Genomic DNA, 21,250 nt, shown 5'->3' on the forward strand with positions numbered 1-21,250 from the left:
TCCTTTACATCCGTATTTTTCTGGATACTGACAGAACCAGACCCATCTCCGCCATGACCACCAAAATAGAAGTACCGCCGTAACTGATGAACGGCAATGGAATTCCGGTAGGCGGAATTGTGTTTGTTACAACTGCAATATTAATGAAAACCTGTACTCCGATATGAATCATAAAGCCGATGACAACCAAGGACCCAAACAGATCATCAGAGTTCATGGCGATCAAAAGCATTCTCCAGATCAAGAGCATAAACAGTAAAATAAGGCACACAGCTCCAAACAGTCCCAGCTCCTCGCAGATGATTGAAAATATCATATCATTATGGGACTCCGGTATGAATCCCATCTTCTGCATACTCTGTCCCAGCCCTTTTCCAAACAGTCCCCCGGATCCTATGGCATACAGTGCCTGCATTGTCTGAAGTCCTTTGGGATGTGTCTCAGGATTTTTCCAGATCGCCACACGCTCATTTCGGTAGCTGTTGGAAAATGTCAGATAGAGTACCAGTCCCGCGACGCCGGACAGGGCGATTCCCAAGAGCTCTTTGGTCTTTGGGCTCACCACAAAAATCATGACCCCCACCATTGCAGTCAGTACAATGGCTGTACTCAGATTCTGGTAAGCAACCAGTCCGATGATAGGCAGACAGCGTACAATGACTTTCACTGCGGCGGCCATAGTTCTCATCCTATGGGCATTCTTCGACAATATGTAAGCCAGGTAGATCACGAGGAAAATCTTTGCCACCTCAGATGGCTGGAACTGAAATCCTCCTATGGAAATCCAGCGCACCGCACCCTTTTTGGCAGCTCCGATAAATAACACGATGATCAAAAGTGCCACGCTGAGCCCATAGCAGCCGTAGGCTATGACCTTCGTGTTGAGGATCCTATAATCAAACCACGTGAGAACAGCCATAAAAACTGCCCCCACTGCCACGGCAAAACACTGCCTGATCAACCAGTGATAAGGGTTCCCAAAGTTCAGAGTACTCTTATAAGAACTTGTACTGAAGATCATGACCAAGCCGAATCCAACGAGAAACATCACGATGAAAAGCATCGGATAATCGAGATAACGCCGTTTTGGCATGTATTTTTCACTGACTCTGCTCTTCTTCAAATCTTAACGCTCCTTTATTCTTTTTACACACTCCTTGAAGCGGTCACCCCTTACTTCATAATTCGGGAACATCCCCCAGCTTGCACATGCAGGTGACAAAAGAACCGCATCACCTGAAACCGCATGAGACGCCGCATACTCTACCGCTTCCTCCAGTGTATCCACATACACGATCTGAGAAAAACCATGGGCTTTGGCTGTCTCACCGATCTTCTCTGCTGTTGCTCCGAGAAGGATCAGTTCTTTAACTTTTCCGTCAAAAGCTTCAATCCAGTCATCATACTCTGCCTTTTTATCATAACCCCCGCCGATCAAAAATGTCGGGCGGTTCATGGCTTTGATCCCTTTTATGGCGGCATCGGTGTTTGTTCCTTTTGAATCGTTATAGTAGGCAACATTTTCAATGGTATCTACATATTCTATGCGGTGTTCCACACCTTTAAAACCAGAAACTCCCTGTCTGATCTTTTCGGCCGGAACTCCCATATAATGAGATACTGCGATGGCCGCCAGAATATTCTCATAGTTGTGGTCTCCCAGGAGGTTGATGTCCTGCTCTGTACATATGGCAAACGCAGATCCGTTTTCTGCCAGCATAAAGGCTCCATCTTTAAAATACACACCTTCTTCTAATTCATGGTGAAGGCTGAAAAATACGACTTTTGCCTTTGCCCGCACTGCCATTTCCCTGGTGACGGCATCCTCATAGTTGAGTACCATGATCTGGTCCTTGGTCTGATTCATTCCAATGGACTCCTTGGTCTTAGCATAAATCTCCACAGTCCCATGCCGGTCCAGATGATCCGGGGTAATGTTTAAAACCGCTGAAACCTTCGGACAAAAGTCATGAATCGTTTCCAGCTGGAAACTGCTGATCTCTGCTACGATCACGCTATCGTCTTTTGTATCCAAGGCAATGCTCGTATACGGTGTCCCGATATTTCCAACAACATAGACATCACTGTAACAGCATCTCATGATCTCGCCCACCAGTGCTGTTGTGGTTGTCTTTCCATTGGTGCCTGTGATGGCCGCTATCTGTCCTCTGGATACCTGGTATGCCAGCTCGATCTCACTCCAGACAGGTTTCCCGGCTTCCATAAATCTCTTTGAAACCGGAGCATTTACTGATATGCCAGGGCTTAACACAAGGAGATCAAACGCTTCTGTATCTTCTGCTTTAAGTTCACCCAGGATCAGAGGGATCTCTCTGTTCCCTTCAAGCTTGGCGTACACATCCATCGGTTTAAGCTCTTCATTTCCGTCATAGAGACTTACCAAGGCTCCGGATCGAATCAGAAGATTGGCTGAACCTATGCCGCTTTTTCCTGCTCCCGCAACTAAAACCTTCTTATCTTTTAATGTCATTTTACGCTCCTTATCTAAATGGCAACCAGGCCGATCAGACATAAGATGGCTGTCACAATGGCAAATATGGCGACGACTTTCGTCTCTGGCCATCCGGACAGTTCAAAATGATGGTGGATCGGCGCCATCTTAAAGATTCTTTTTCCTGTTTTCTTAAAATATACTACCTGTATCATAACAGACAGCACTTCAATCATGTAAATAAAGGCCACAAGCGGAATAAACAGCGGAAGACGTAACATCACCGCAGTTGCAGCCACAAATCCTCCCAGCGCCAGCGAACCTGTATCGCCCATAAATACCCGAGCCGGATACACATTAAATACAAGGAATCCAAGCAGGGCTCCCACAGTGGCGCAGGTGATCGGCCACAGCCCCGGATCGTTCCCAGCGATTCCAGCCCCGATGGCAACCACCGTAAAGAAAGTGGCGATCAGAACAGTGACGCTGGACGCAAGGCCATCCAGTCCGTCTGTAAAATTGGCTCCGTTGACTGTTCCCAAAAGGATGATAAAAATAGCCGGAACAAAGAGCGCACCTAATTCCAGGTATTTTCCGTGTGAGAACGGAATCAGCATGGAAGTGCCGATATCCGTATGGTTGATCAGATAATACGCAAACACTCCGGTCACAATGATCTGGCCAAGCATCTTCTGCCAGGCCCGGAGTCCCAGATTTCTTTTCATTACAACTTTGATGTAATCGTCAATAAATCCGATAAATCCAAATCCCAATGTGACAAACAGCACTGGAATGATGTTCGGGTAGTCCTTTACATAAAACAGAGAAGCCACGATAATGCCAAGTAAGATGATCAATCCGCCCATGGTTGGGGTCCCTGATTTTTTCAGGTGGGACTCCGGTCCCTCTCCCCGGATGAACTGGCCGAATTTCAGCTTCTGCAAATATTTAATCATCACCGGGCTTAAAACCACGCTGACGAAGAATGCTATTAGAATTGGTTTTACGATACTATAATTCATGTTTTCACCTCATTTGTTTTTCTTATCTTTCCAGTATATCTTTATTTCTCTGTTTTATCAACCGTATAATCCTTGGAAATTCCAAGATAAGGAAGCGCGACTTTGAACACTTCACGGACGACCGGAGCCGCGATGGTTCCCCCATAATACGTCCCTTTCGGCTCGTCGATCATAACTAACGCCATTACGGTTGGATGCTTTGCCTTTGAAAAACCTAAGAATGAAGAAATATACTTTCCTGTTCCACGAGGCAGCTTTTCACTGGTTGCAGTCTTTCCTCCTATGGAATATCCCTCGATCTTGCAGTTCCTTCCGGACCCTTCTGACACTACCGCCTCCAAAAGCTCTCTCATAGTCTCAGATGTTTCCTTCTTGATTACATTCTTCTTTTTTGCAAATTCAAAGGTCTTGACTGTCTTCCCTGACGGTGCCACTGCCTTCATACCGAAATGCGGTGTCACCAGAGTGCCTCCATTGACTGCGGCACTGGCCGCTCTCATAAGCTGAAGAGGAGTGATCTGGAAGGACTGGCCGAAGGACATGGTGGCAAGCTCCACAGCTCCCACATTCTTTTTATTGTGCATGATGGAGTTGGCCTCTCCCGGAATGTCGATCCCGGTCTTTTCAAATAATCCCATCCTGCGGAACATGGTATACATGCCGTCCACTCCCACTCTGGCTCCCACTTCCATAAAGACGGGGTTGCAGGAATTCATAACGCCCTCTTTAAAAGTCTCAGATCCGTGTCCCGTGGTTTTATGGCAGCGGATCTTTCTGTCTTCCACGATCCTGAAGCCCGGACAGCTGAAATGATCGGTCACCTTCACCTTCCCAAGCTCCAGCCCGGCAGTGGCGGTCACGATCTTAAAAACAGACCCTGGTTCATAAGTATCATTGATACATGTATTTCTCCACATCTGGTTCAGAAGTTCCTGTCTCTTCTTCCCTGTGGTCTTGTCTTTTTTGCCTTTCAGCTTAAACGGTTCATTTAAATTATATTCAGGAGTATTGACCATGGCATAGATTTCTCCGTTTTGGGGATTCATGATGATCATAGACACCCTCTTGGCTCCCTTTTCTTTTCTGACCTTTTCACATGCCTGCCATACATAATTCTGAAGGTTTACATCCAGCGTTGTGTACAGGTCATTCCCTGCTACAGGCTCATCTCTTTCCTCATAGGCCCCATCAATCTCCCGTCCTCCGCCGTCGGTGAGTGTAAGGATTCTTCCCGGGGTTCCCTGCAGATAGGAGTCATACGTCACTTCAAGGCCTACGATGCCCTGGTTGTCTCCTCCGGTAAAACCCAGGACCTTTGAGGCAAGATCATTGTACGGATAGGTTCTCTTATAGTCCTCATCCACCTTAACCCCAGCCAGCTCGTATTTTCTGATCCGGTCAGCTACATCTTTTTCTACATTACTTTTAATCTTTTCCCTAACTGAATTTTTATAAACCTTTTTTTTGATTTCCGCCTTGTCTATCTCAAGCTCCCTGGATAGGACGGACACAATTTTATCCTTCTGTTTTGTCTGGGAATGGATAACGGATATGGAGTACACCGCCTTATTGGAGGCAATCTTCACGCCGTTTCTGTCGTAAATATTCCCTCTGGGAGCTTTGATCTCCCGCTCCCTCTGATGCAGATCCTTTGCCAGAGCCAGATACTTATCCGCCTGGCCTATCATAAGATAGCAAAGCCTTCCCCCCACAAAGATCAGGCAGAATGCAAAGATGCCTCCCATTAAAAGCATCCTTCGTTTATAACTTGTTTTCATACAAAACTCCGGAATCTATAATGGTAAAATATATGACAAACATCGAACAAGTATGAGTTTTTCTCCATTGTTTCCAGTCGGCTCTGGAAAGGCCTCCTTCCAACAATGAAGAAAAACTCTTAGAGGTGGCGCCTTTTGTCTTGTAGCAGCCTGCTCCAGCAGACATTACGTCCATTTTCACCAGTTCGGAGGCCTTGCATTCGAAGGGTCGTTAGTTTTTCTTCTTGAAGCAAAGACTCGGAGGCAAGGAGGTTCGATTCACTAAATTCTCGCCTCGCCTCTGGCTCACGTTCATTAAGTTCCTTCGAACGACCTTCGCACTAAGTTTAGCCTGCACTTTGTTTGTCTTCACTAAGTGCTCTAGGTCAGCGTCAGCGAGTTCCGAACGGGCCGCCGGAGAGACTTTGCTGAAAGTTAGAAAATCTTACGTCCCTGAGACAGCAAGCCGGAGAACTGGTGAAAATGTTATTTGGTTGTTTTTGGGACATTCATGTCTTTTAAGGATTCTTTCAGCACGTCTCTTGCCATCTCCACTGCCAGTCCTGTGTTGAGCTGTGAATCCTTCTGGATTTCATCGATCACCACATAGACTACGACTTTTGGGTTTTCTACCGGGGCAAATCCGCAGAAGGAGACAATATAGGTTTTTGCACTTCTGGGGATCTTCTGGGCTGTTCCTGTCTTTCCTCCCACGCTGTATCCTTTGATCTGCGCTTTCTTTCCGGTTCCCTTTTCCACGGTCTCCTTCATATAAGAACGGAGCTTTTTGGAAGTGTCCGCGGAGATCGTCTGTTTTACCAGCTCTGAATTTTTATTGTTCAGCACATTTCCACTATCGTCCCTGGTCTGCTTTACAACATGAGGTTTGTAATAGTAGCCCCCATTTACGAGAGAACTGAAGGAAGATGCCATCTGGATCATGGAGCAGTTGAATGTCTGTCCGAAGGAACTGGTCGCCAGGTCCACATTGGTCATCTCATCTGCACTGTACAAAAGCCCGGAGGTTTCCGCCTCCGCAGGGAGGTCAATGCCGGTCTTCACTCCGAAATTAAAATCTTTCTGATACTTGGCAAATACATTTTTCCCTTCTTTGGCCGCAATGTCCATCAGAGCCACATTGCAGGAATATGCGATACTGTCCGAAAGAGTAAGGTTTCCGTGTCCCTCCTGATGCGAGCAGTGGATTTTATGCTTTCCAACCTGCTTGTAGCCTTTACAGTAATATGTCTCGTTTCCTTTTAAAATCCCCTCTTCAAGACCGCCTGCCACTGTAAATGGTTTGTAGGTTGATCCAGGCTCAAAACTGTTGGAGACGATCGGATTTTTCCAGATTTCATTAAAAGCCTTAACTTTTTGCTTCTCAGACATCCCATTGATCTGGCTCTGGGTATATTTTGATAGCAGTGCCTTGTCATTCCTGGGATTTTCCAGGTCATAGGTGTTGGAATTAGCCATAGCCAGCACTTCCCCATTGTTGGGATCCATGACCAAGATGGAACTTCCCTTGCTGCCGTATTTTTTCTCAAACTTGGCCAGCCGGTCTTCCGCTATTTTCTGAATGTTGATATCAATGGTTGACACCAGTGTCTTTCCGTTTTCAGGATCCACAATGGAATCATCCTGTTCCAGCTCTTCATTTAAATAGGTATACTTCCTTCCGTCCACACCGATCAGGGCGCTATTGTAATATTGTTCAATGCCTGTTGTACCTATACTTCCGTCGGACACAAACCCAAGAAGGTGGCTCGCAAGACTTTTATTTGGATATCTTCTCACATACTTCTCAGAAAATGTAATTCCAACGACCTTTTTCCCGTCTTTGGATTTGAGATAATCCTTTAAGTCCGCAACCTTACTGTATTTCATGTCCTTTTTGTAAACAGAATAATAGGAATCCTTGTGGTCCTTCAAATACTCCAGCAGGTCATCCCGGTCCAGATTCATATATTTGGTCAGCGCGTTTAACGCATTTTTCTGTGTCTGCTCTGTCCGCAGAATATTTTTCGGCTCCAGGACCAGGCTGTACAGCTTTTGGCTGGTAGCCAGGGTATTACCGTTTCTGTCTAAAATATCTCCTCTTTTATATGGAAGAGTCTGGCTCTGGTAATTCTGCTGGGCCAGGACCTTCTTTTTATATGTCTTGTTTTTCGCCACACTGAAATAAACCAGCCGGCCCACAAGGCCTATAAAAAGAATTGCTATGAGAGCCACAATGGACAACGTCCTGACTCTCATAGCATTGTTTATTCTTTTTATCTTTTTATATTTTTTTTTCTTCAAAAACACCGCTCCTTACTTCGAATCAGGTATCTTATTGTATTGTCTTACATAGTCAACATTTTTACTGTCATATGCAATTACCTTGTTCTGCGCAGGTTTTTTCATCCCATATTTTTTCATGGCAGTCTCCTGGATCGCAGGAAGATTAATGCTCTGTTCAATTTCCAGATTCAAATCCTCATTTTCCACCATCAGGGTGCTGAGCTCCGATTTTTTTGCCGAGACCACGGCACGCTGGTGTTCCAGTTTCGTCTGTTCCGATAAATAAAAGAAACTGACCACTGCGATCACTGCAATTCCCGCCGCCAGGGCCCTAATAAATGCAAAATCAAACTCCAGAGCTTTATTCTGATTTTCCTTTGTCTGAGGTGTTGTCTTTTTCTTTGTGCGGACTGCCGGTTTCTTCTTAGGCTGTACCGATGGTTCATATTCAGGCCTCGCCGGTGCTGCTTCCATTTTCCGTGCAGTGCTTCCGTAAATAAATTCATATCGTTCTTGTCTTGTCTTATTCACTTGGCTGTTCTCCCCCTCACTATTTTCTCTCAAACACTCTTAACTTTGAACTTTTTGCTCTTTTGTTCCTTATCAATTCTTCTTCTGTAGGTAAAATCGGCTTTCTCGTGATCACCTTGCCTTTTGACTCATTTCCGCATGTACAGATTGGAAAATTCGGCGGACAGGTACATGGGTTTTCATTTTTTCTGAATGCCCGTTTTACGATCCTGTCTTCCAGTGAGTGAAAGGTAATGATACAAAGTCTTCCTTCGGGGTTTAACAGCTCGATCATCTGGTCCAGGCTTGTCTTCAGAACATCAAGTTCACGGTTGCACTCAATCCGTATAGCCTGAAATGTTCGCTTGGCAGGATGTCCTCCCACAGCCCTTATCTTCATCGGAATTGCATGTTTGATCACCTCAATAAGCTGCCCTGTTGTCTCAATCGGTGCTTTTTCTCTCTCCGCGGCTATGTGCTTGGCAATATTCTTGGCAAACTTGTCCTCCCCATAGTCACGGATGATATGAAACAATTCTTGTTCACTGTATTCATTGACAATGTCTCTTGCGGAAAACGACTGTCTCTGGTCCATCCTCATATCCAGCGGTACATCCTCCCGGTAGGTGAATCCCCGGTCCTTCTCATCCAGCTGAAAAGAAGAAACGCCCAGATCCAGAAGAATCCCATCTACATGTGAAATCCCAAGATCCCTGAGTACATTCGGCATGTTTACATAATTGTCTCTGACTATGGTGACTTTATCCTTAAACGGCGCAAGCCGCTTTGTACTGGCCCTGATCGCATCTTCGTCCTGGTCAATACCGATATATCTTCCCTCATCAGAGAGCCTGCTCAAAACATGGTAAGCATGTCCACCTCCGCCCAGGGTTCCGTCCACATAGATTCCGTCCGGTTTTATCTTAAGTTCCCTTATTGTCTCATCCAACAACACAGATGCATGTTCAAAATCCATTTGTCTTTCCTTCCATTTAGATATTCAAACCTAGTTCCTGCATACTTCCGGCAATATCGTCCATATCGTCATAAGCATTATTTAAAAGCCATTGTTCCTTACTCCATACCTCGATACGGTCCAGCATGCCTGTAAGAACTACTTCCTTATCCATCTGTGCAAATTCACGCAGTGTGCCCGGCACCAGGATCCTTCCCTGCTTGTCCAGCTCACAGGTGGATGCTCCAGCTAAAAAGAATCTGGAAAACTTCCGCGCATTCTTATCGATTAGAGGCAGGCCCCGGAGTTTCTCCTCAAAGGCCTCCCACTCTTTCATAGGAAACACGAATAGGCATCCATCCAATCCCTTTGTAATTACAAATTCACTGCCCAGGGCTTCCCTGAACTTTGAGGGGATTATCAGTCTGCCTTTTGCGTCGATTGTGTGATTGTATTCGCCCATAAACATGGTAATCACCTACCGTTTCCCTGATCGGGTGCGCTCCACCTGGTGTTCAAGCGTGACACTTTGTGGTATTTTATACCCACTATCCACCACTTCCCACCACTACTGTTTCCATTCTAATGGATTGTTAACAAAAAATCAAGAAAAAGAAAAAACTGTCCACAGAATTCCTTCTGTGAACAGTTTCTTTTCCACAACCTTAATGTTTTATTTTTCTCCACTGATAGACCAGCACCAACAGTGCTCCAATGGCCAGAAGTGCCGCAACCACCTGGGATACAGCGATCTGCGTACCAGGAATCAGCAGTTGGTCTGTCCGGAGTCCCTCGATCCAAAACCGTCCGATCCCATATCCAATGGCATAAATTACCACTGATTCTCCATCAAACTTCTTGCGCCTGGACATGATGACAACGATGATCAGCACTGCCAGATTCCACAGTCCTTCATATAAAAAGGTAGGATGAACCTGAATATACGTATTCATGTGGTTCCCACTCCCTACAAAGACAGCCTGGTCATACAGCCCCGTGTCCACGATCTCCGAAAGCCTACCGTGCTTCACGAAGTAATCCGTGGGAATCTGCATAGCCAGAGGACCGTCTGTAAATCCTCCAAAAGCCTCCCTGTTGAAAAAATTCCCCCACCGGCCAAGAATCTGGCCGATCAAAAGCCCTGGCACTGCGATATCCGCAAGCTTAAAAAACTCTATTTTCTTTACCCTGCAGAATATCACCATGGTGATAACCGACACAATGATCCCGCCGTAGATGGCAAGACCTCCGCTTCTGATATTCAGGATCTCCGTCAGGTGATTCTTATAATAATCCCATGAAAAGATTACATAGTAAAGTCTCGCCCCAATGATCGCCGGTATGAGTACGACGATAACAAAGTCAAACACAAGATCAGGATTGATCCCGTTCTTTTTCGCCATTCTGCTGGCAGCCAGCATTCCGAGCAAAAACCCCAGGGCGATGACAATCCCATAATATTTAATCTCAAATCCTCCGATCGAGATGCCCTCCCCTACATGTTTGAGTACAATACCCAAAAAGGGAAATCGGATTTCATTTTCCATGTTACCAAACTCCTTTCCGTCGTTTCATCTTATCCCATTTTCCTTTTCTTTTCAAGGTTCTTATGGTAGACTTGTTTTATCATATTTTAGCGGCTTGACGGCTGAGTGCGCCAAATGCGGACTGCCAAAGGCAGATTATTTTCTTAAGCATTTGCGGGCATCCTGCCCGAAGAGCTTTATTATACGCAAAGATAGTAGAAAGGAATCAATACACAATGAAATTAGGTATCGTAGGATTGCCAAACGTAGGTAAAAGTACTTTGTTCAATTCTCTCACAAAAGCAGGCGCTGAGTCTGCCAACTATCCATTCTGCACCATTGACCCTAATGTAGGGATCGTAACTGTGCCGGACAAAAGACTGGACGTACTGTCTGAAATGTATCACTCAAAGAAGGTCGTCCCTGCCGTTATAGAGTTCGTGGACATCGCAGGCTTGGTAAAAGGAGCTTCCAAAGGAGAAGGTCTTGGGAACCAGTTCCTGGCGAACATCCGCGAGGTGGATGCCATTGTCCACGTAGTCCGCTGTTTCGAGGACGAAAATATTGTCCATGTGGACGGATCTGTCAGCCCGTTGAGGGATATCGAGACGATTAACTTTGAATTGATCTTTTCCGACATTGAGGTTTTAGACAGAAGGATCGCAAAATCCAAAAAGGGCTCCAGAAACGATAAAGCTCTCGCCCAGGAAGTAGAGCTTTTAGAGAGAGTCAAGGCCCATCTGGAAGACGGAAAGCTTGCCAAGACATTTGAGACAGCTGACGAGGAGGAACAGGCCATTTTGGATTCCTGTAATCTTCTGACGATCAAGCCTGTCATTTTTGCAGCCAATGTCTGTGAAGACGATCTTATGGATGACGCCGCTTCCAATGAGTATGTAAATGAAGTGAGAGATTATGCCAAAGATGTGGATGCAGGCGTTTTTGTTATCTGCGCTCAGATCGAACAGGAAATCGCGGAGCTGGATGATGATGAGCGGAAAGAGTTTTTAGAAGATCTGGGACTCAGTGAGTCAGGCCTTGACAAGCTGATTGCCGCAAGCTATTCTCTTCTCGGTCTGATCAGCTATCTGACATCCGGAGAGGATGAGACAAGAGCCTGGACCATCACAGAGGGAACCAAGGCTCCTCAGGCAGCCGGAAAGATCCACACAGACTTTGAACGCGGCTTCATCCGCGCTGAAGTCGTATCCTATGATGACTTGGTGGAAAACGGAAGTATCACTGCTGCCCGTGAAAAAGGCCTTGTCAGACAAGAAGGAAAAGAATACGTGGTACATGACGGGGACGTGATTGTATTTAAGTTCAATGTGTAACATTTTCCACATAATTTCCGTTCGGCTCTTAGAATGTCTCACTCCAATCATGTGAAAAAAGGATAAAATATCTTCTGGAGAATCCAGAGGATGTCACCTGTGATATCTTTTCAAAAAGGAGGGACCGCAGTGTTTCACAAATGTGAAACACTGCGGTCCCTTTAGTTATATGTAAATAATCTTCTCTCGCTTAGTTTATGATGCGCACTGCTTTGCATGGGGTACGGTATCCCATGCTGGATACTTTGATGCCTCCGCGCGGATATGGTGCAGAGTTGCTGGCGTGGACTACCTGTCCATTTCCTATGTACATTGTCACATGGTTGATCCGTCCGCCTCTTTTGTAGAACAACAGATCTCCCGGTCTCACATTGCTGACGGAGATGGTACGTCCGTCGTTTGCCTGGGAGGATGAGGTCCTGCTGATGCTGTAACCGAAATGTCCCAGTACCTGCTGGGTGAATCCGGAACAGTCAATCCCGTTGGTCAGGCTGTTTCCCCCGTAGCGGTATTTATTTCCCACAAACTTCAGTGCATAGTTCACTACCTTCTGGCGGCTGGTACCTGAAGAACTGCTCTCGCTGTCCTGGGAAGAGGATGTCTCCCGGCTGCTCTGTGTGGACCGCTCCGTACTCTGGGTGCTCTCTGTTGCTTTCGGTTTAGACTTCTTCACCGTTGACTTGGCATTGGTAAAATAATACCGGATGCTGACATAGTCCTTTGCAAGATAGCCTTTATCACCGTCTGCTTTTACATTGACCCAGTCTGCACTTTCTTTCAGGATCTTATAGCTGTCATTCTTTGAGACCAGGGTCAGCACCTTCGCTTTGGTAGACTGTTTCTGCCTTACTTTCAGCGTGTCTGCTTTCACCACTGCCTTCTTCGGAAAATTATGCTCCTTGGCATACTTGTGAATGTTATTTCCCCAGATGAGATAATCATTCTTAACATAGCCAGTCACTTTCCCGGAACGGATCTTTGTCCACTCTCTGCCCTTTTTTAAAACCGTTCCGATGTTTCCCTTTTTAAACTTTCCTACGACCAGGCTGGATGTACTTTTCTTCTTCCTGATATTTAACACTGAACGGACATCCGGCGCTGCCTTGCCCTGATATGTAGAACTTGTGTATTCTGGTTCCTCGTTCTGTTTTTTAGCCTCGGTCTTTGGTTTTGCACTTGTTGTCTTCTGTGCTGCGGTAGTTGTGGATACTGGCTGTTTCTTTACTTCTGTGATATGTTTTGCCTGGGTTGTCTTCTCCGCCGCCGTTGTCCTGGCTGTGGTCTTTGTTGTTTTACTGTTTGGCGCTGCCTTTTTTTGTGATGCAGAACTGTCTGATCCTGTGTACTCTTCCATGGCTGCCGCAGAGCCTGCAAGTCCGGTCTGATACTGGCTTGCCTTCGCATCTGCAAACGTGGAAACTCCGAGAATGAATGCCAGTGACAGTCCGGCTGTCATCGTCCCCTTTGCTATTATCCGCTTCATATCCCTTTTGTGTCTCCCTCTCCTTCCAGTGTATTGTGAACATATTACAATATTATTGAAATAAATTTAACACATTCTATGCAGAATGTCAATAAATCGTCATATTCTCACAAAACTAGATGATTCTCGATGAAAATCGTAATAAACAAAAAGGACCATGTCTCTGGCGCTGACATGGTCCTCTCATATGATCTATATATTCTTGATCCGTTCAATAGCTTTTACGGTATTTTCGTAGTTTCCAAACGCTGTGAGCCGGAAATATCCTTCACCGCTCGGTCCGAATCCTGATCCCGGTGTCCCCACCACATTCGCCTGCTCCAACAGATGGTCAAAGAAATCCCAGGAAGACATTCCCTCCGGAGTCTTTAACCAGATATATGGTGCATTGACTCCGCCGGACACGGTATATCCCGCTTCTTTTAGTCCCTCAAAGATAACTTTTGCATTGTTCATATAGTAGCCGACCTGTTCTTTCAGCTGGGCTTTTCCCTGCTCTGTATAAACGGCCGCTCCCGCTTTTTGAACAATATATGGTGCACCGTTATATTTTGTTCCGTGGCGTCTTGCCCATAAATCATGAAGTTTTACATCTCCGCATTTCAAATCCTTCGGAACCACCGCATATCCCAGGCGCACCCCGGTAAACCCAGCGTTTTTGGAAAAACTCTTTAACTCAATGGCACAGGTTCTTGCGCCTTCACACTCATAGATGGTGTGGGCCACATCATCTTCTGAAATATATGCCTCATATGCCGCATCATAGATGATGACCGCCCCGTTTTTGTTGGCATAATCCACCCAGCCCTGAAGCTGGTCTTTTGTGATCGTAGAACCAGTCGGGTTATTTGGGAAACACAGATAAATAATATCCGGCACTTCCTCAGGGAATTCCGGCGCGAAATTATTCTCTGCCGTACACGGCATATAGATCACATCGCTCCATGTTTCACTCTTTGGATCATAGGTTCCCGTTCTGCCCGCCATGACATTGGTGTCTACATAGACCGGATAGACCGGGTCACAGACTGCAATCTTATTGTCCTTTGCAAAAATCTCCTGGATATTTCCTGAGTCACACTTTGCGCCGTCGCTGACAAAGATCTCATCTGCCTGGATCTTGGCTCCACGTGATCTATAATCACCCTCCACGATTGCGTTTCGTAAAAATTCATATCCAAGATCAGGCGCATATCCATGAAATGTTTCTGCCGAAGCCATCTCATCCACTGCACCGTGAAGTGCCTCGATGATTGCCGGAGCCAGAGGCTGTGTCACATCCCCGATCCCAAGGCGGATCAATTCCTTATCCGGATTGGCTTCTTGAAATGCATTAACCTTTTTGGCAATGGTAGAAAACAAATAGCTGCCTGGTAACTTTAAATAGTTGTCGTTGATTTTAAACATGATGTCCTCCTAATATTTAATATGTATATGAATCCCGGATCATTTTTGCCATCTCAATTAATCCGACCCCGCTGTTCATACTGCGGCGCTGGATGTATTCGTGGGCTTCCTGCTCTGTGATCCGGTTATTTTTCATCAGCAGTGCCTTAACTTCTTCTATAATCTCCAGTTCTTCTCTGGTGCGCTGTCTCGGTTTATGCTTCTTTTCCTTTTGTCTGGCCAGCATGGTGTCTACCACCTGTCTGACCTTTTCTAACAAAAGCTGGGGTTTTAACGGCATGGGCAGATATTCCATCCCCTGAAGATCAAAAAATTCAAGATTCGTCTGGGGAGCCAAAACGATCATTTTAAACCCTGTCGGGAGATATTCCCTCAGTTCACTGCTGACCATGTCAACAAACTTATAGCCGCAGACAACTAGTCCGTCTTCCAGACTCTCCGCCCGCTGCATAATCTGGGCTCCTGTAACACAGGCAGCCGTCACTTCAAATCCATTTCTCACAAGCAGGTTACGGATGCTCCTTGCCTGTTCTTGTTTCGGGAAAAGAACAAAAATATTAACCAAGCTTCCCACCTCCCCGTATGAATGACGCCTGCCTTCTGCCGGTTAAATCTTATACAAATATTCATCAATTTCCCACTGGGAGACAGTCTTTTGATAGGATTCCCATTCTCCCTGTTTTGCATCCAGATACCGGTCAAAAATGTGCTGTCCGAGCACTTCTTTCATAAACTGACTGTCTTTGAACAGGTCCAGTGCCTCCTTCATATCCCTTGGAAGGGAGCCAATACCGGCCTTAAGCTTAGCCCGTTCTGTGACTTCGTATTGATTCTTCGTGGATGCTTTTCCTGGCTGGAGCTTGTTTTCCAATCCGTCGATCCCTGCCGCCAGGCTCACTGCCAGCGCCAGATATGGATTGGCCGCAGAATCCGGACTTCTGAATTCCAGACGCGTTCCGCTTCCTCTGGCGGTCGGCACACGGATCAGCGGACTCCGGTTGGCCGGAGACCAGGAGATATCGACCGGAGCTTCATAGCCCGGCACGATCCGTTTATAGGAGTTTACCAAAGGATTCGTGATAAGCGACATCTCCGGTGCATGCTTCATCAATCCTGCCATGAAATGATATGCCTCATCGCTGAGACCCAGATCACCTCTGGAATCTGCAAATATATTCTGTCCTTCTCTCCAAAGGGACATGTTCAGATGCATACCGGAACCGTCCACGCCGGAAATCGGTTTCGGCATAAAGCTTGCGTAAAGCCCATGGCGCTTGGCAATATACTTTACAACAAATTTAAATGTGAGAATATTGTCAGCTGTGCGGAGCGCATTGTCGTACTTGAAATCGATCTCGTGCTGGGCCGGCGCCACCTCGTGGTGGGATGCCTCGATCTCAAATCCCATGTTTTCAAGATTCAGGATCATATCCCGCCTGGCCGCCTCTCCAAGGTCTAACGGCGCCACGTCAAAATAGCTGGCCTTCTCATGGGTCAGTGTGGTCGGGCATCCTTCCTCATCCGTATGGAATAAGAAGAATTCGCACTCCGGTCCTACGTTAAAGTTATACCCGAGCTTCTTGCTCGTTCTGAGCACTTTTTTCAAGATATAGCGGGAATCCCCGATGAATGGAAGCCCGTCCTGCCCGTAGACATCACAGACCAGCCTTGCGACCTTGCCGCTTTGGGAATGCCAGGGAAATATAAGGAAACTGTCCAAATCAGGATACAAATACATGTCAGATTCTTCTATCCGCACAAAACCATCCACAGAAGACCCGTCAAACATGCACTTATTATCCAATGCCTTTTCCAGTTGTCTTGCCGTGATCGCCACATTTTTCAGTGTTCCGAACACGTCGGAGAACTGCAGCCTGATAAACTGTACATCATTTTCTCTAACCAGATCTATGACGTCTTGCTTCGTATATCGGTCCATATCATCACTCCTCTTTTCTTTTTTGGCATACGGCCCGGAATCCAGCCTTTGCCTAGTTATAATAATTTTATCAAGTAACATTTTCATTGTCAATTCAAGAACATCACACGCCTCATCTAAAAGAATAATAAAAAGGGGCACCTTTAATAGACTTAAAGGTACCCCGTTGTACGTTTAAATTTGTGCGATGTCCACAACTGATAAATTTTCTCTGCTTCCTGATTCCAGGCTGGTCAGCAGAGCATCCGCTGTATCCAGGCTGGTAAGACAAGTCACACCGGTTTCAATCGCATACCGGCGGATCAGGAATCCGTCCTTGCTGCGCCCTACTCCCTGAGAAGGTGTGTCTATGATCAAATCTATTTTATCATCTAAAATCAAATCAAGCAAGTTGGGAGATTCTTCCTCCAGTTTATTGATCGGATGAGCAGGCACTCCATTTTCATTCAGCACCCTGCATGTACTTCTTGTGGAGAAGATCTCATATCCAAGATCCGCAAATCTTCTGCCGATATCCACCGCGTCGATTTTATCAGAATCCTTCACCGTGAGGATCATCTTCTTGTATTTCGGAAGATTGATTCCCGCCCCGAGGAAAGCTTTATAAAGCGCTTCGTTGTAATTTTTAGATACACCGAGGCATTCTCCTGTGGATTTCATCTCTGGTCCAAGGCTGACCTCTGCCCCGCGCAGTTTCTCAAATGAGAACACCGGCTTTTTAATAGCATAATACTCAGATTCATCCTGAAGACCCGGTTTGTATTCCAGATTTTTGATCTTAGCTCCGGCGATCACCTTAGCTGCCAAATCTACGATCGGAATCCCTGTCACCTTACTGATATAAGGAACAGTTCGGCTGGAACGTGGATTCACCTCGATGACAAATACTTCCTCGTCACAAACGATGAACTGAATGTTGATCAGTCCCACAACGTGCAGCGATTTCGCAAGCTTTCTTGTGTATTCAGCGATGACACGTTTCACCTTATCACTTAAGTTAATGGAAGGGTAGACAGAAATACTGTCACCGGAATGGATTCCGGCACGCTCAATATGCTCCATGATTCCAGGAATGATAATCTCTTCCCCGTCACATACGGCATCTACTTCCACTTCCCGTCCTACCAAATATTTGTCGATCAGAATCGGATGCTCCTGTGTCTGACGGTTGATGATCTCGATAAAGGAAATGATATCTTCATCGGAAACGGCGATCTGCATTCCCTGTCCTCCGAGAACATAGGATGGTCTCACAAGAACCGGATATCCCAGCTCATGGGCCGCGTTCAGCGCTTCCTCACAAGTAAATACTGTCATTCCTTTCGGTCTTGGAATACAACATTCTTCGAGAATCTCATCAAATAACTCCCGATCCTCAGCAGCATCTACATTCTCCGCACTGGTTCCTAAAATCGGAACTCCCATCTCCATCAGAGCCTGGGTCAGTTTGATCGCGGTCTGTCCGCCGAACTGTACAACCGCTCCGTCCGGTTTTTCCAGATCGACGATGCTTTCCACATCCTCAGCGGTCAGCGGCTCAAAGTACAGCTTATCTGCCACGTCAAAATCTGTTGATACAGTCTCTGGATTATTGTTTACGATGATCGTCTCATATCCAGCCTCTCTCAAAGCCCACACACTGTGAACAGAACAATAGTCAAACTCGATTCCCTGTCCGATACGGATCGGGCCTGATCCCAATACCATAACCTTTTTCTTTTTGCTCAGTTCCTCTACTTCGTTTTCACTTCCGTAGATAGAGTAGTAATACGGAGTGCTGGCCTCAAACTCAGCCGCACAGGTATCTACCATCTTATATGCTGCATGGAGGTCAAACTGATTTCTCAGCTCCTTAATCTCTTTTGCGGTTTTTCCTGTCAGCTTTCCAATGACAGAATCCGGGAACTCAAGGCGTTTCGCTTCGGCAAGAAGCTCTTTGTCCAATTCCCCTGCACTCTGCAATTTCTTTTCCATCTCTACCAGAACAGCAATCTTATCTAAGAACCACCGGTCAATCTTCGTGATGTTGAAAATGGTGTCATAGTCAAAGCCTCTTCTGATCGCTTCCGCAATCACGTAGATTCTCAGATCATCGATCTTCTCTAACTCTGACTTCAATTCCTCATCTGACATATCCCCGTAGTTTCCGAAGATCAGGCTGTCCACGTTCTGTTCCAGAGAACGGATCGCCTTCATGAGCGCTCCTTCAAAGTTGTTGCAGATACTCATGACCTCTCCGGTCGCTTTCATCTGAGTCGTCAGCGTCCTCTTTGCATGAATAAACTTGTCAAACGGCAGACGCGGCATTTTGACAACACAGTAATCCAGCATTGGTTCAAAGCTTGCGTAAGTTTTTCCAGTGATCGCATTTGGAATCTCATCCAGATTGTATCCCACTGCGATCTTTGCTGTCACCTTTGCGATCGGATAACCTGTCGCCTTGGATGCCAGGGCAGAAGAACGGCTGACACGTGGATTTACCTCGATGACACAGTATTCAAAACTGTCCGGGTTCAACGCAAACTGCACGTTACATCCGCCGTTTACTTTAAGTTCCGTGATAATATTCAGGGCGGAAGTACGCAGCATCTGGTACTCTTTGTCCCCTAATGTCTGGGAAGGGGCCACAACGATACTGTCACCAGTGTGGACTCCGACCGGATCAATGTTTTCCATATTACATACTGTAATGCAGGTGCCGTTGGCATCACGCATCACTTCATACTCGACTTCTTTCCATCCGCCGATGTAACGCTCTACGAGAACTTCTCCTACACGGCTCAGTCTGAGTCCATTTTCCAGGATCACCTCTAACTCTTCTCTGTCGTGGGCGATTCCGCCGCCGCTTCCTCCCAATGTATAGGCCGGACGGCACACAACTGGATAACCGATCTCTTCCGCAAATTCTGCACCCGCAGGAATATCAGTTACAACCCGTCCCGCCGCGATGGGCTCCCCGATCTTTTCCATAGTATCTTTAAATTCCTGGCGGTCCTCTGCCTTTTTGATCGTTGTGGAAGAGGTACCGATCAGGCGCACGCCGCTCTTTTCAAGATACCCGCTCTCTTCAAGCTCCATGGCAAGGTTCAGGGCAGCCTGTCCTCCGAGAGTCGGAAGAATGCTGTCCGGTTTTTCTTTTTCCACGATTTTTTCTACAACCTCCGCAGTCAGCGGCTCAATGTAGACTTTATCAGCGATATCTTTATCTGTCATGATGGTGGCCGGGTTGGAGTTTACCAAAACAACTTCGATTCCCTCTTCCTGAAGGGCACGACAGGCCTGGGTTCCCGCATAGTCAAACTCTGCTGCCTGTCCGATGACGATCGGTCCGGACCCAATGACTAATACTTTCTTAATATCTTCTATCCTAGGCATTTTTTGCTCCTTTCATCATTTCAATAAATTCATCAAACAAGTAAGCGGTGTCAACCGGTCCCGGGCTGGCTTCCGGATGGAACTGCACGGTACGGACATTCTTGTCCTTATAGCGGAGCCCCTCAATGCTCTTATCGTTGACATTGATGAATGAAACTTCTGCCAGATTCTTTGGTACACTTTCTTTTTTAATGACATATCCATGGTTCTGGGAAGAAATATAAACGCGTCCTGTCGCAAGATCTTTGACCGGGTGGTTGCCGCCGCGGTGTCCGAAACGCATCTTTCTCGTATCCGCACCGTTGGCCAGGGCCATCAGCTGATGCCCAAGGCAGATTGCAAAAATCGGTACCTCGCTGTCGTATAATTTCTTGATCTCTTTGATAATGGACACACATTCTTTCGGATCCCCAGGTCCGTTGGACAACATAATCCCGTCCGGCTGGTCCCCAAGGATTTCTTCTGCTGTAGTAAATGCCGGATAAACTGTAACATCGCAGCCTCTCTTATTTAAAGACTTCGCAATATTGCTCTTTGTGCCCAGGTCTAAAAGGGCAACCTTCAGCCCGTCCCCCGGAAAATGCTCTTTTTCATTTCTTGTTACAGTCTTTACTGCGTCTTTTACCTGATATCCTTTTAATTTTGGAAGGATCTCATCCAAATCGTAATCTGGATCTGTAGTGATCATTCCACCCATGCAGCCTTCTTCTCTTAAGATTTTTGTGATCGCTCTGGTATCCACTCCCTGGATTCCAGGTATATCATTGGCAATAAGATATGCCTCCAGATCCTGCTCACTCCTGAAGTTACTTGCAGTTCTTGATAATTCTCTTACAATAAAAGCCGAATGCCATGGCTTTACGGATTCTGCATCCTCAAGACATACGCCGTAATTTCCAATCAGCGGATATGTCATGACAACTCCCTGTCCCTGATAGGACGGGTCCGTAAGCACCTCCAGATAACCTGTCATCGATGTATTAAATACAACTTCGCAGATCACTTCTTTCTTGGCGCCGAAACTTTTTCCTTTAAACACTTGCCCATCTTCCAAAATCAAAAATGCGTCCATGAATCTGTTTCCTCCTTAAAAATGTGCATAAAAAAAATATATCCAAAAATAAAAATCACGAATCCAAGCATTGAGGCGCAGGCGCAGTTCAATGCAATATGTGGTATTATTTTAGATATATCTCTCTACAAATTG

Annotated in this window: 16 protein-coding genes; 1 reads left to right on the forward strand and 15 read right to left on the reverse strand. The window is 46.2% G+C overall.

The features are described from left to right. Positions 1-4 precede the first annotated feature (4 nt). From AR1Y2_RS13105 to lgt, 9 genes are all read right to left on the reverse strand, one after another. The gene (locus AR1Y2_RS13105) at positions 5-1,123 is read right to left on the reverse strand and encodes an FtsW/RodA/SpoVE family cell cycle protein (RefSeq protein WP_330576916.1); all 1,119 of its coding nucleotides are present in this window, start codon (positions 1,121-1,123) and stop codon (positions 5-7) included. Between the two features lie 3 nt (positions 1,124-1,126). Continuing rightward, positions 1,127-2,491, reverse strand: coding sequence for a UDP-N-acetylmuramoyl-L-alanine--D-glutamate ligase (murD, locus tag AR1Y2_RS13110; RefSeq protein ID WP_137329361.1), 1,365 nt, complete (start codon positions 2,489-2,491; stop codon positions 1,127-1,129). A 14-nt stretch (positions 2,492-2,505) separates the two neighbouring features. Next, the gene (gene mraY / locus AR1Y2_RS13115; RefSeq protein WP_137329362.1) at positions 2,506-3,474 is read right to left on the reverse strand and encodes a phospho-N-acetylmuramoyl-pentapeptide-transferase; all 969 of its coding nucleotides are present in this window, start codon (positions 3,472-3,474) and stop codon (positions 2,506-2,508) included. A gap of 41 nt (positions 3,475-3,515) precedes the next feature. Next, entirely contained in the window at positions 3,516-5,252 is a 1,737-nt protein-coding gene (locus tag AR1Y2_RS13120) for a peptidoglycan D,D-transpeptidase FtsI family protein (RefSeq protein WP_137329363.1), read from the reverse strand. Between the two features lie 465 nt (positions 5,253-5,717). Further along, positions 5,718-7,532 (reverse strand): peptidoglycan D,D-transpeptidase FtsI family protein, encoded by a 1,815-nt coding sequence (locus tag AR1Y2_RS13130; RefSeq protein WP_137329365.1) that lies wholly within the window; start codon positions 7,530-7,532, stop codon positions 5,718-5,720. 12 nt (positions 7,533-7,544) lie between these two features. Next, a complete protein-coding gene (locus AR1Y2_RS13135; RefSeq protein ID WP_137329366.1) occupies positions 7,545-8,045 on the reverse strand; it encodes a hypothetical protein in 501 nt (166 codons plus the stop codon). A gap of 19 nt (positions 8,046-8,064) precedes the next feature. Continuing rightward, on the reverse strand, positions 8,065-9,000 hold the full coding sequence (rsmH, locus tag AR1Y2_RS13140) for a 16S rRNA (cytosine(1402)-N(4))-methyltransferase RsmH (RefSeq protein ID WP_137329367.1): 936 nt from the start codon (positions 8,998-9,000) through the stop codon (positions 8,065-8,067). 16 nt (positions 9,001-9,016) lie between these two features. After that, a complete protein-coding gene (mraZ, locus tag AR1Y2_RS13145) occupies positions 9,017-9,448 on the reverse strand; it encodes a division/cell wall cluster transcriptional repressor MraZ (RefSeq protein WP_137330278.1) in 432 nt (143 codons plus the stop codon). Between the two features lie 196 nt (positions 9,449-9,644). Then, positions 9,645-10,526, reverse strand: a complete 882-nt coding sequence (gene lgt / locus AR1Y2_RS13150; protein ID WP_137329368.1) for a prolipoprotein diacylglyceryl transferase — start codon at positions 10,524-10,526, stop codon at positions 9,645-9,647. A gap of 215 nt (positions 10,527-10,741) precedes the next feature. Between lgt and ychF the strand changes: the two genes are divergently transcribed. Continuing rightward, complete coding sequence (ychF, locus tag AR1Y2_RS13155) at positions 10,742-11,839, forward strand: redox-regulated ATPase YchF (protein ID WP_137329369.1); 1,098 nt, start codon at positions 10,742-10,744, stop codon at positions 11,837-11,839. A gap of 190 nt (positions 11,840-12,029) precedes the next feature. Here ychF and AR1Y2_RS13160 read toward each other — a convergent pair whose 3' ends face one another. The 6 genes from AR1Y2_RS13160 to AR1Y2_RS13185 form a co-directional block, all read right to left on the reverse strand. Next, positions 12,030-13,322, reverse strand: coding sequence for a C40 family peptidase (locus AR1Y2_RS13160; RefSeq protein WP_137329370.1), 1,293 nt, complete (start codon positions 13,320-13,322; stop codon positions 12,030-12,032). A gap of 192 nt (positions 13,323-13,514) precedes the next feature. Then, positions 13,515-14,729, reverse strand: coding sequence for an LL-diaminopimelate aminotransferase (locus AR1Y2_RS13165; RefSeq protein ID WP_137329371.1), 1,215 nt, complete (start codon positions 14,727-14,729; stop codon positions 13,515-13,517). 16 nt (positions 14,730-14,745) lie between these two features. Further along, positions 14,746-15,303 carry an ANTAR domain-containing response regulator gene (locus AR1Y2_RS13170; RefSeq protein WP_137329372.1) on the reverse strand — a complete coding sequence of 186 codons (558 nt, stop codon included), beginning with the start codon at positions 15,301-15,303 and terminating at the stop codon, positions 14,746-14,748. Positions 15,304-15,336: 33 nt separating this feature from the next. Then, complete coding sequence (locus AR1Y2_RS13175) at positions 15,337-16,668, reverse strand: glutamine synthetase family protein (RefSeq protein WP_137329373.1); 1,332 nt, start codon at positions 16,666-16,668, stop codon at positions 15,337-15,339. 174 nt (positions 16,669-16,842) lie between these two features. Continuing rightward, entirely contained in the window at positions 16,843-20,043 is a 3,201-nt protein-coding gene (carB, locus tag AR1Y2_RS13180) for a carbamoyl-phosphate synthase large subunit (RefSeq protein WP_137329374.1), read from the reverse strand. Next, positions 20,036-21,115 carry a carbamoyl phosphate synthase small subunit gene (locus AR1Y2_RS13185; RefSeq protein ID WP_137329375.1) on the reverse strand — a complete coding sequence of 360 codons (1,080 nt, stop codon included), beginning with the start codon at positions 21,113-21,115 and terminating at the stop codon, positions 20,036-20,038. The genes carB and AR1Y2_RS13185 overlap by 8 nt, the downstream gene beginning before the upstream one ends. Between the last annotated feature and the right edge of the window lie 135 nt (positions 21,116-21,250).

This window comes from Anaerostipes rhamnosivorans (assembly GCF_005280655.1).
GTDB lineage: Bacteria > Bacillota > Clostridia > Lachnospirales > Lachnospiraceae > Anaerostipes > Anaerostipes rhamnosivorans.

Coding starts and splice junctions, on each gene's coding strand:
- mraY (WP_137329362.1), bottom strand. CDS start 3,474: ATGAATTATAGTATCGTAAAACCAATTCTAATAGCATTCTTCGTCAGC.
- AR1Y2_RS13175 (WP_137329373.1), bottom strand. CDS start 16,668: ATGGACCGATATACGAAGCAAGACGTCATAGATCTGGTTAGAGAAAAT.
- AR1Y2_RS13165 (WP_137329371.1), bottom strand. CDS start 14,729: ATGTTTAAAATCAACGACAACTATTTAAAGTTACCAGGCAGCTATTTG.
- AR1Y2_RS13185 (WP_137329375.1), bottom strand. CDS start 21,115: ATGGACGCATTTTTGATTTTGGAAGATGGGCAAGTGTTTAAAGGAAAA.
- ychF (WP_137329369.1), top strand. CDS start 10,742: ATGAAATTAGGTATCGTAGGATTGCCAAACGTAGGTAAAAGTACTTTG.
- murD (WP_137329361.1), bottom strand. CDS start 2,491: ATGACATTAAAAGATAAGAAGGTTTTAGTTGCGGGAGCAGGAAAAAGC.
- AR1Y2_RS13160 (WP_137329370.1), bottom strand. CDS start 13,322: ATGAAGCGGATAATAGCAAAGGGGACGATGACAGCCGGACTGTCACTG.
- AR1Y2_RS13120 (WP_137329363.1), bottom strand. CDS start 5,252: ATGAAAACAAGTTATAAACGAAGGATGCTTTTAATGGGAGGCATCTTT.
- mraZ (WP_137330278.1), bottom strand. CDS start 9,448: ATGTTTATGGGCGAATACAATCACACAATCGACGCAAAAGGCAGACTG.
- rsmH (WP_137329367.1), bottom strand. CDS start 9,000: ATGGATTTTGAACATGCATCTGTGTTGTTGGATGAGACAATAAGGGAA.
- lgt (WP_137329368.1), bottom strand. CDS start 10,526: ATGGAAAATGAAATCCGATTTCCCTTTTTGGGTATTGTACTCAAACAT.
- carB (WP_137329374.1), bottom strand. CDS start 20,043: ATGCCTAGGATAGAAGATATTAAGAAAGTATTAGTCATTGGGTCCGGA.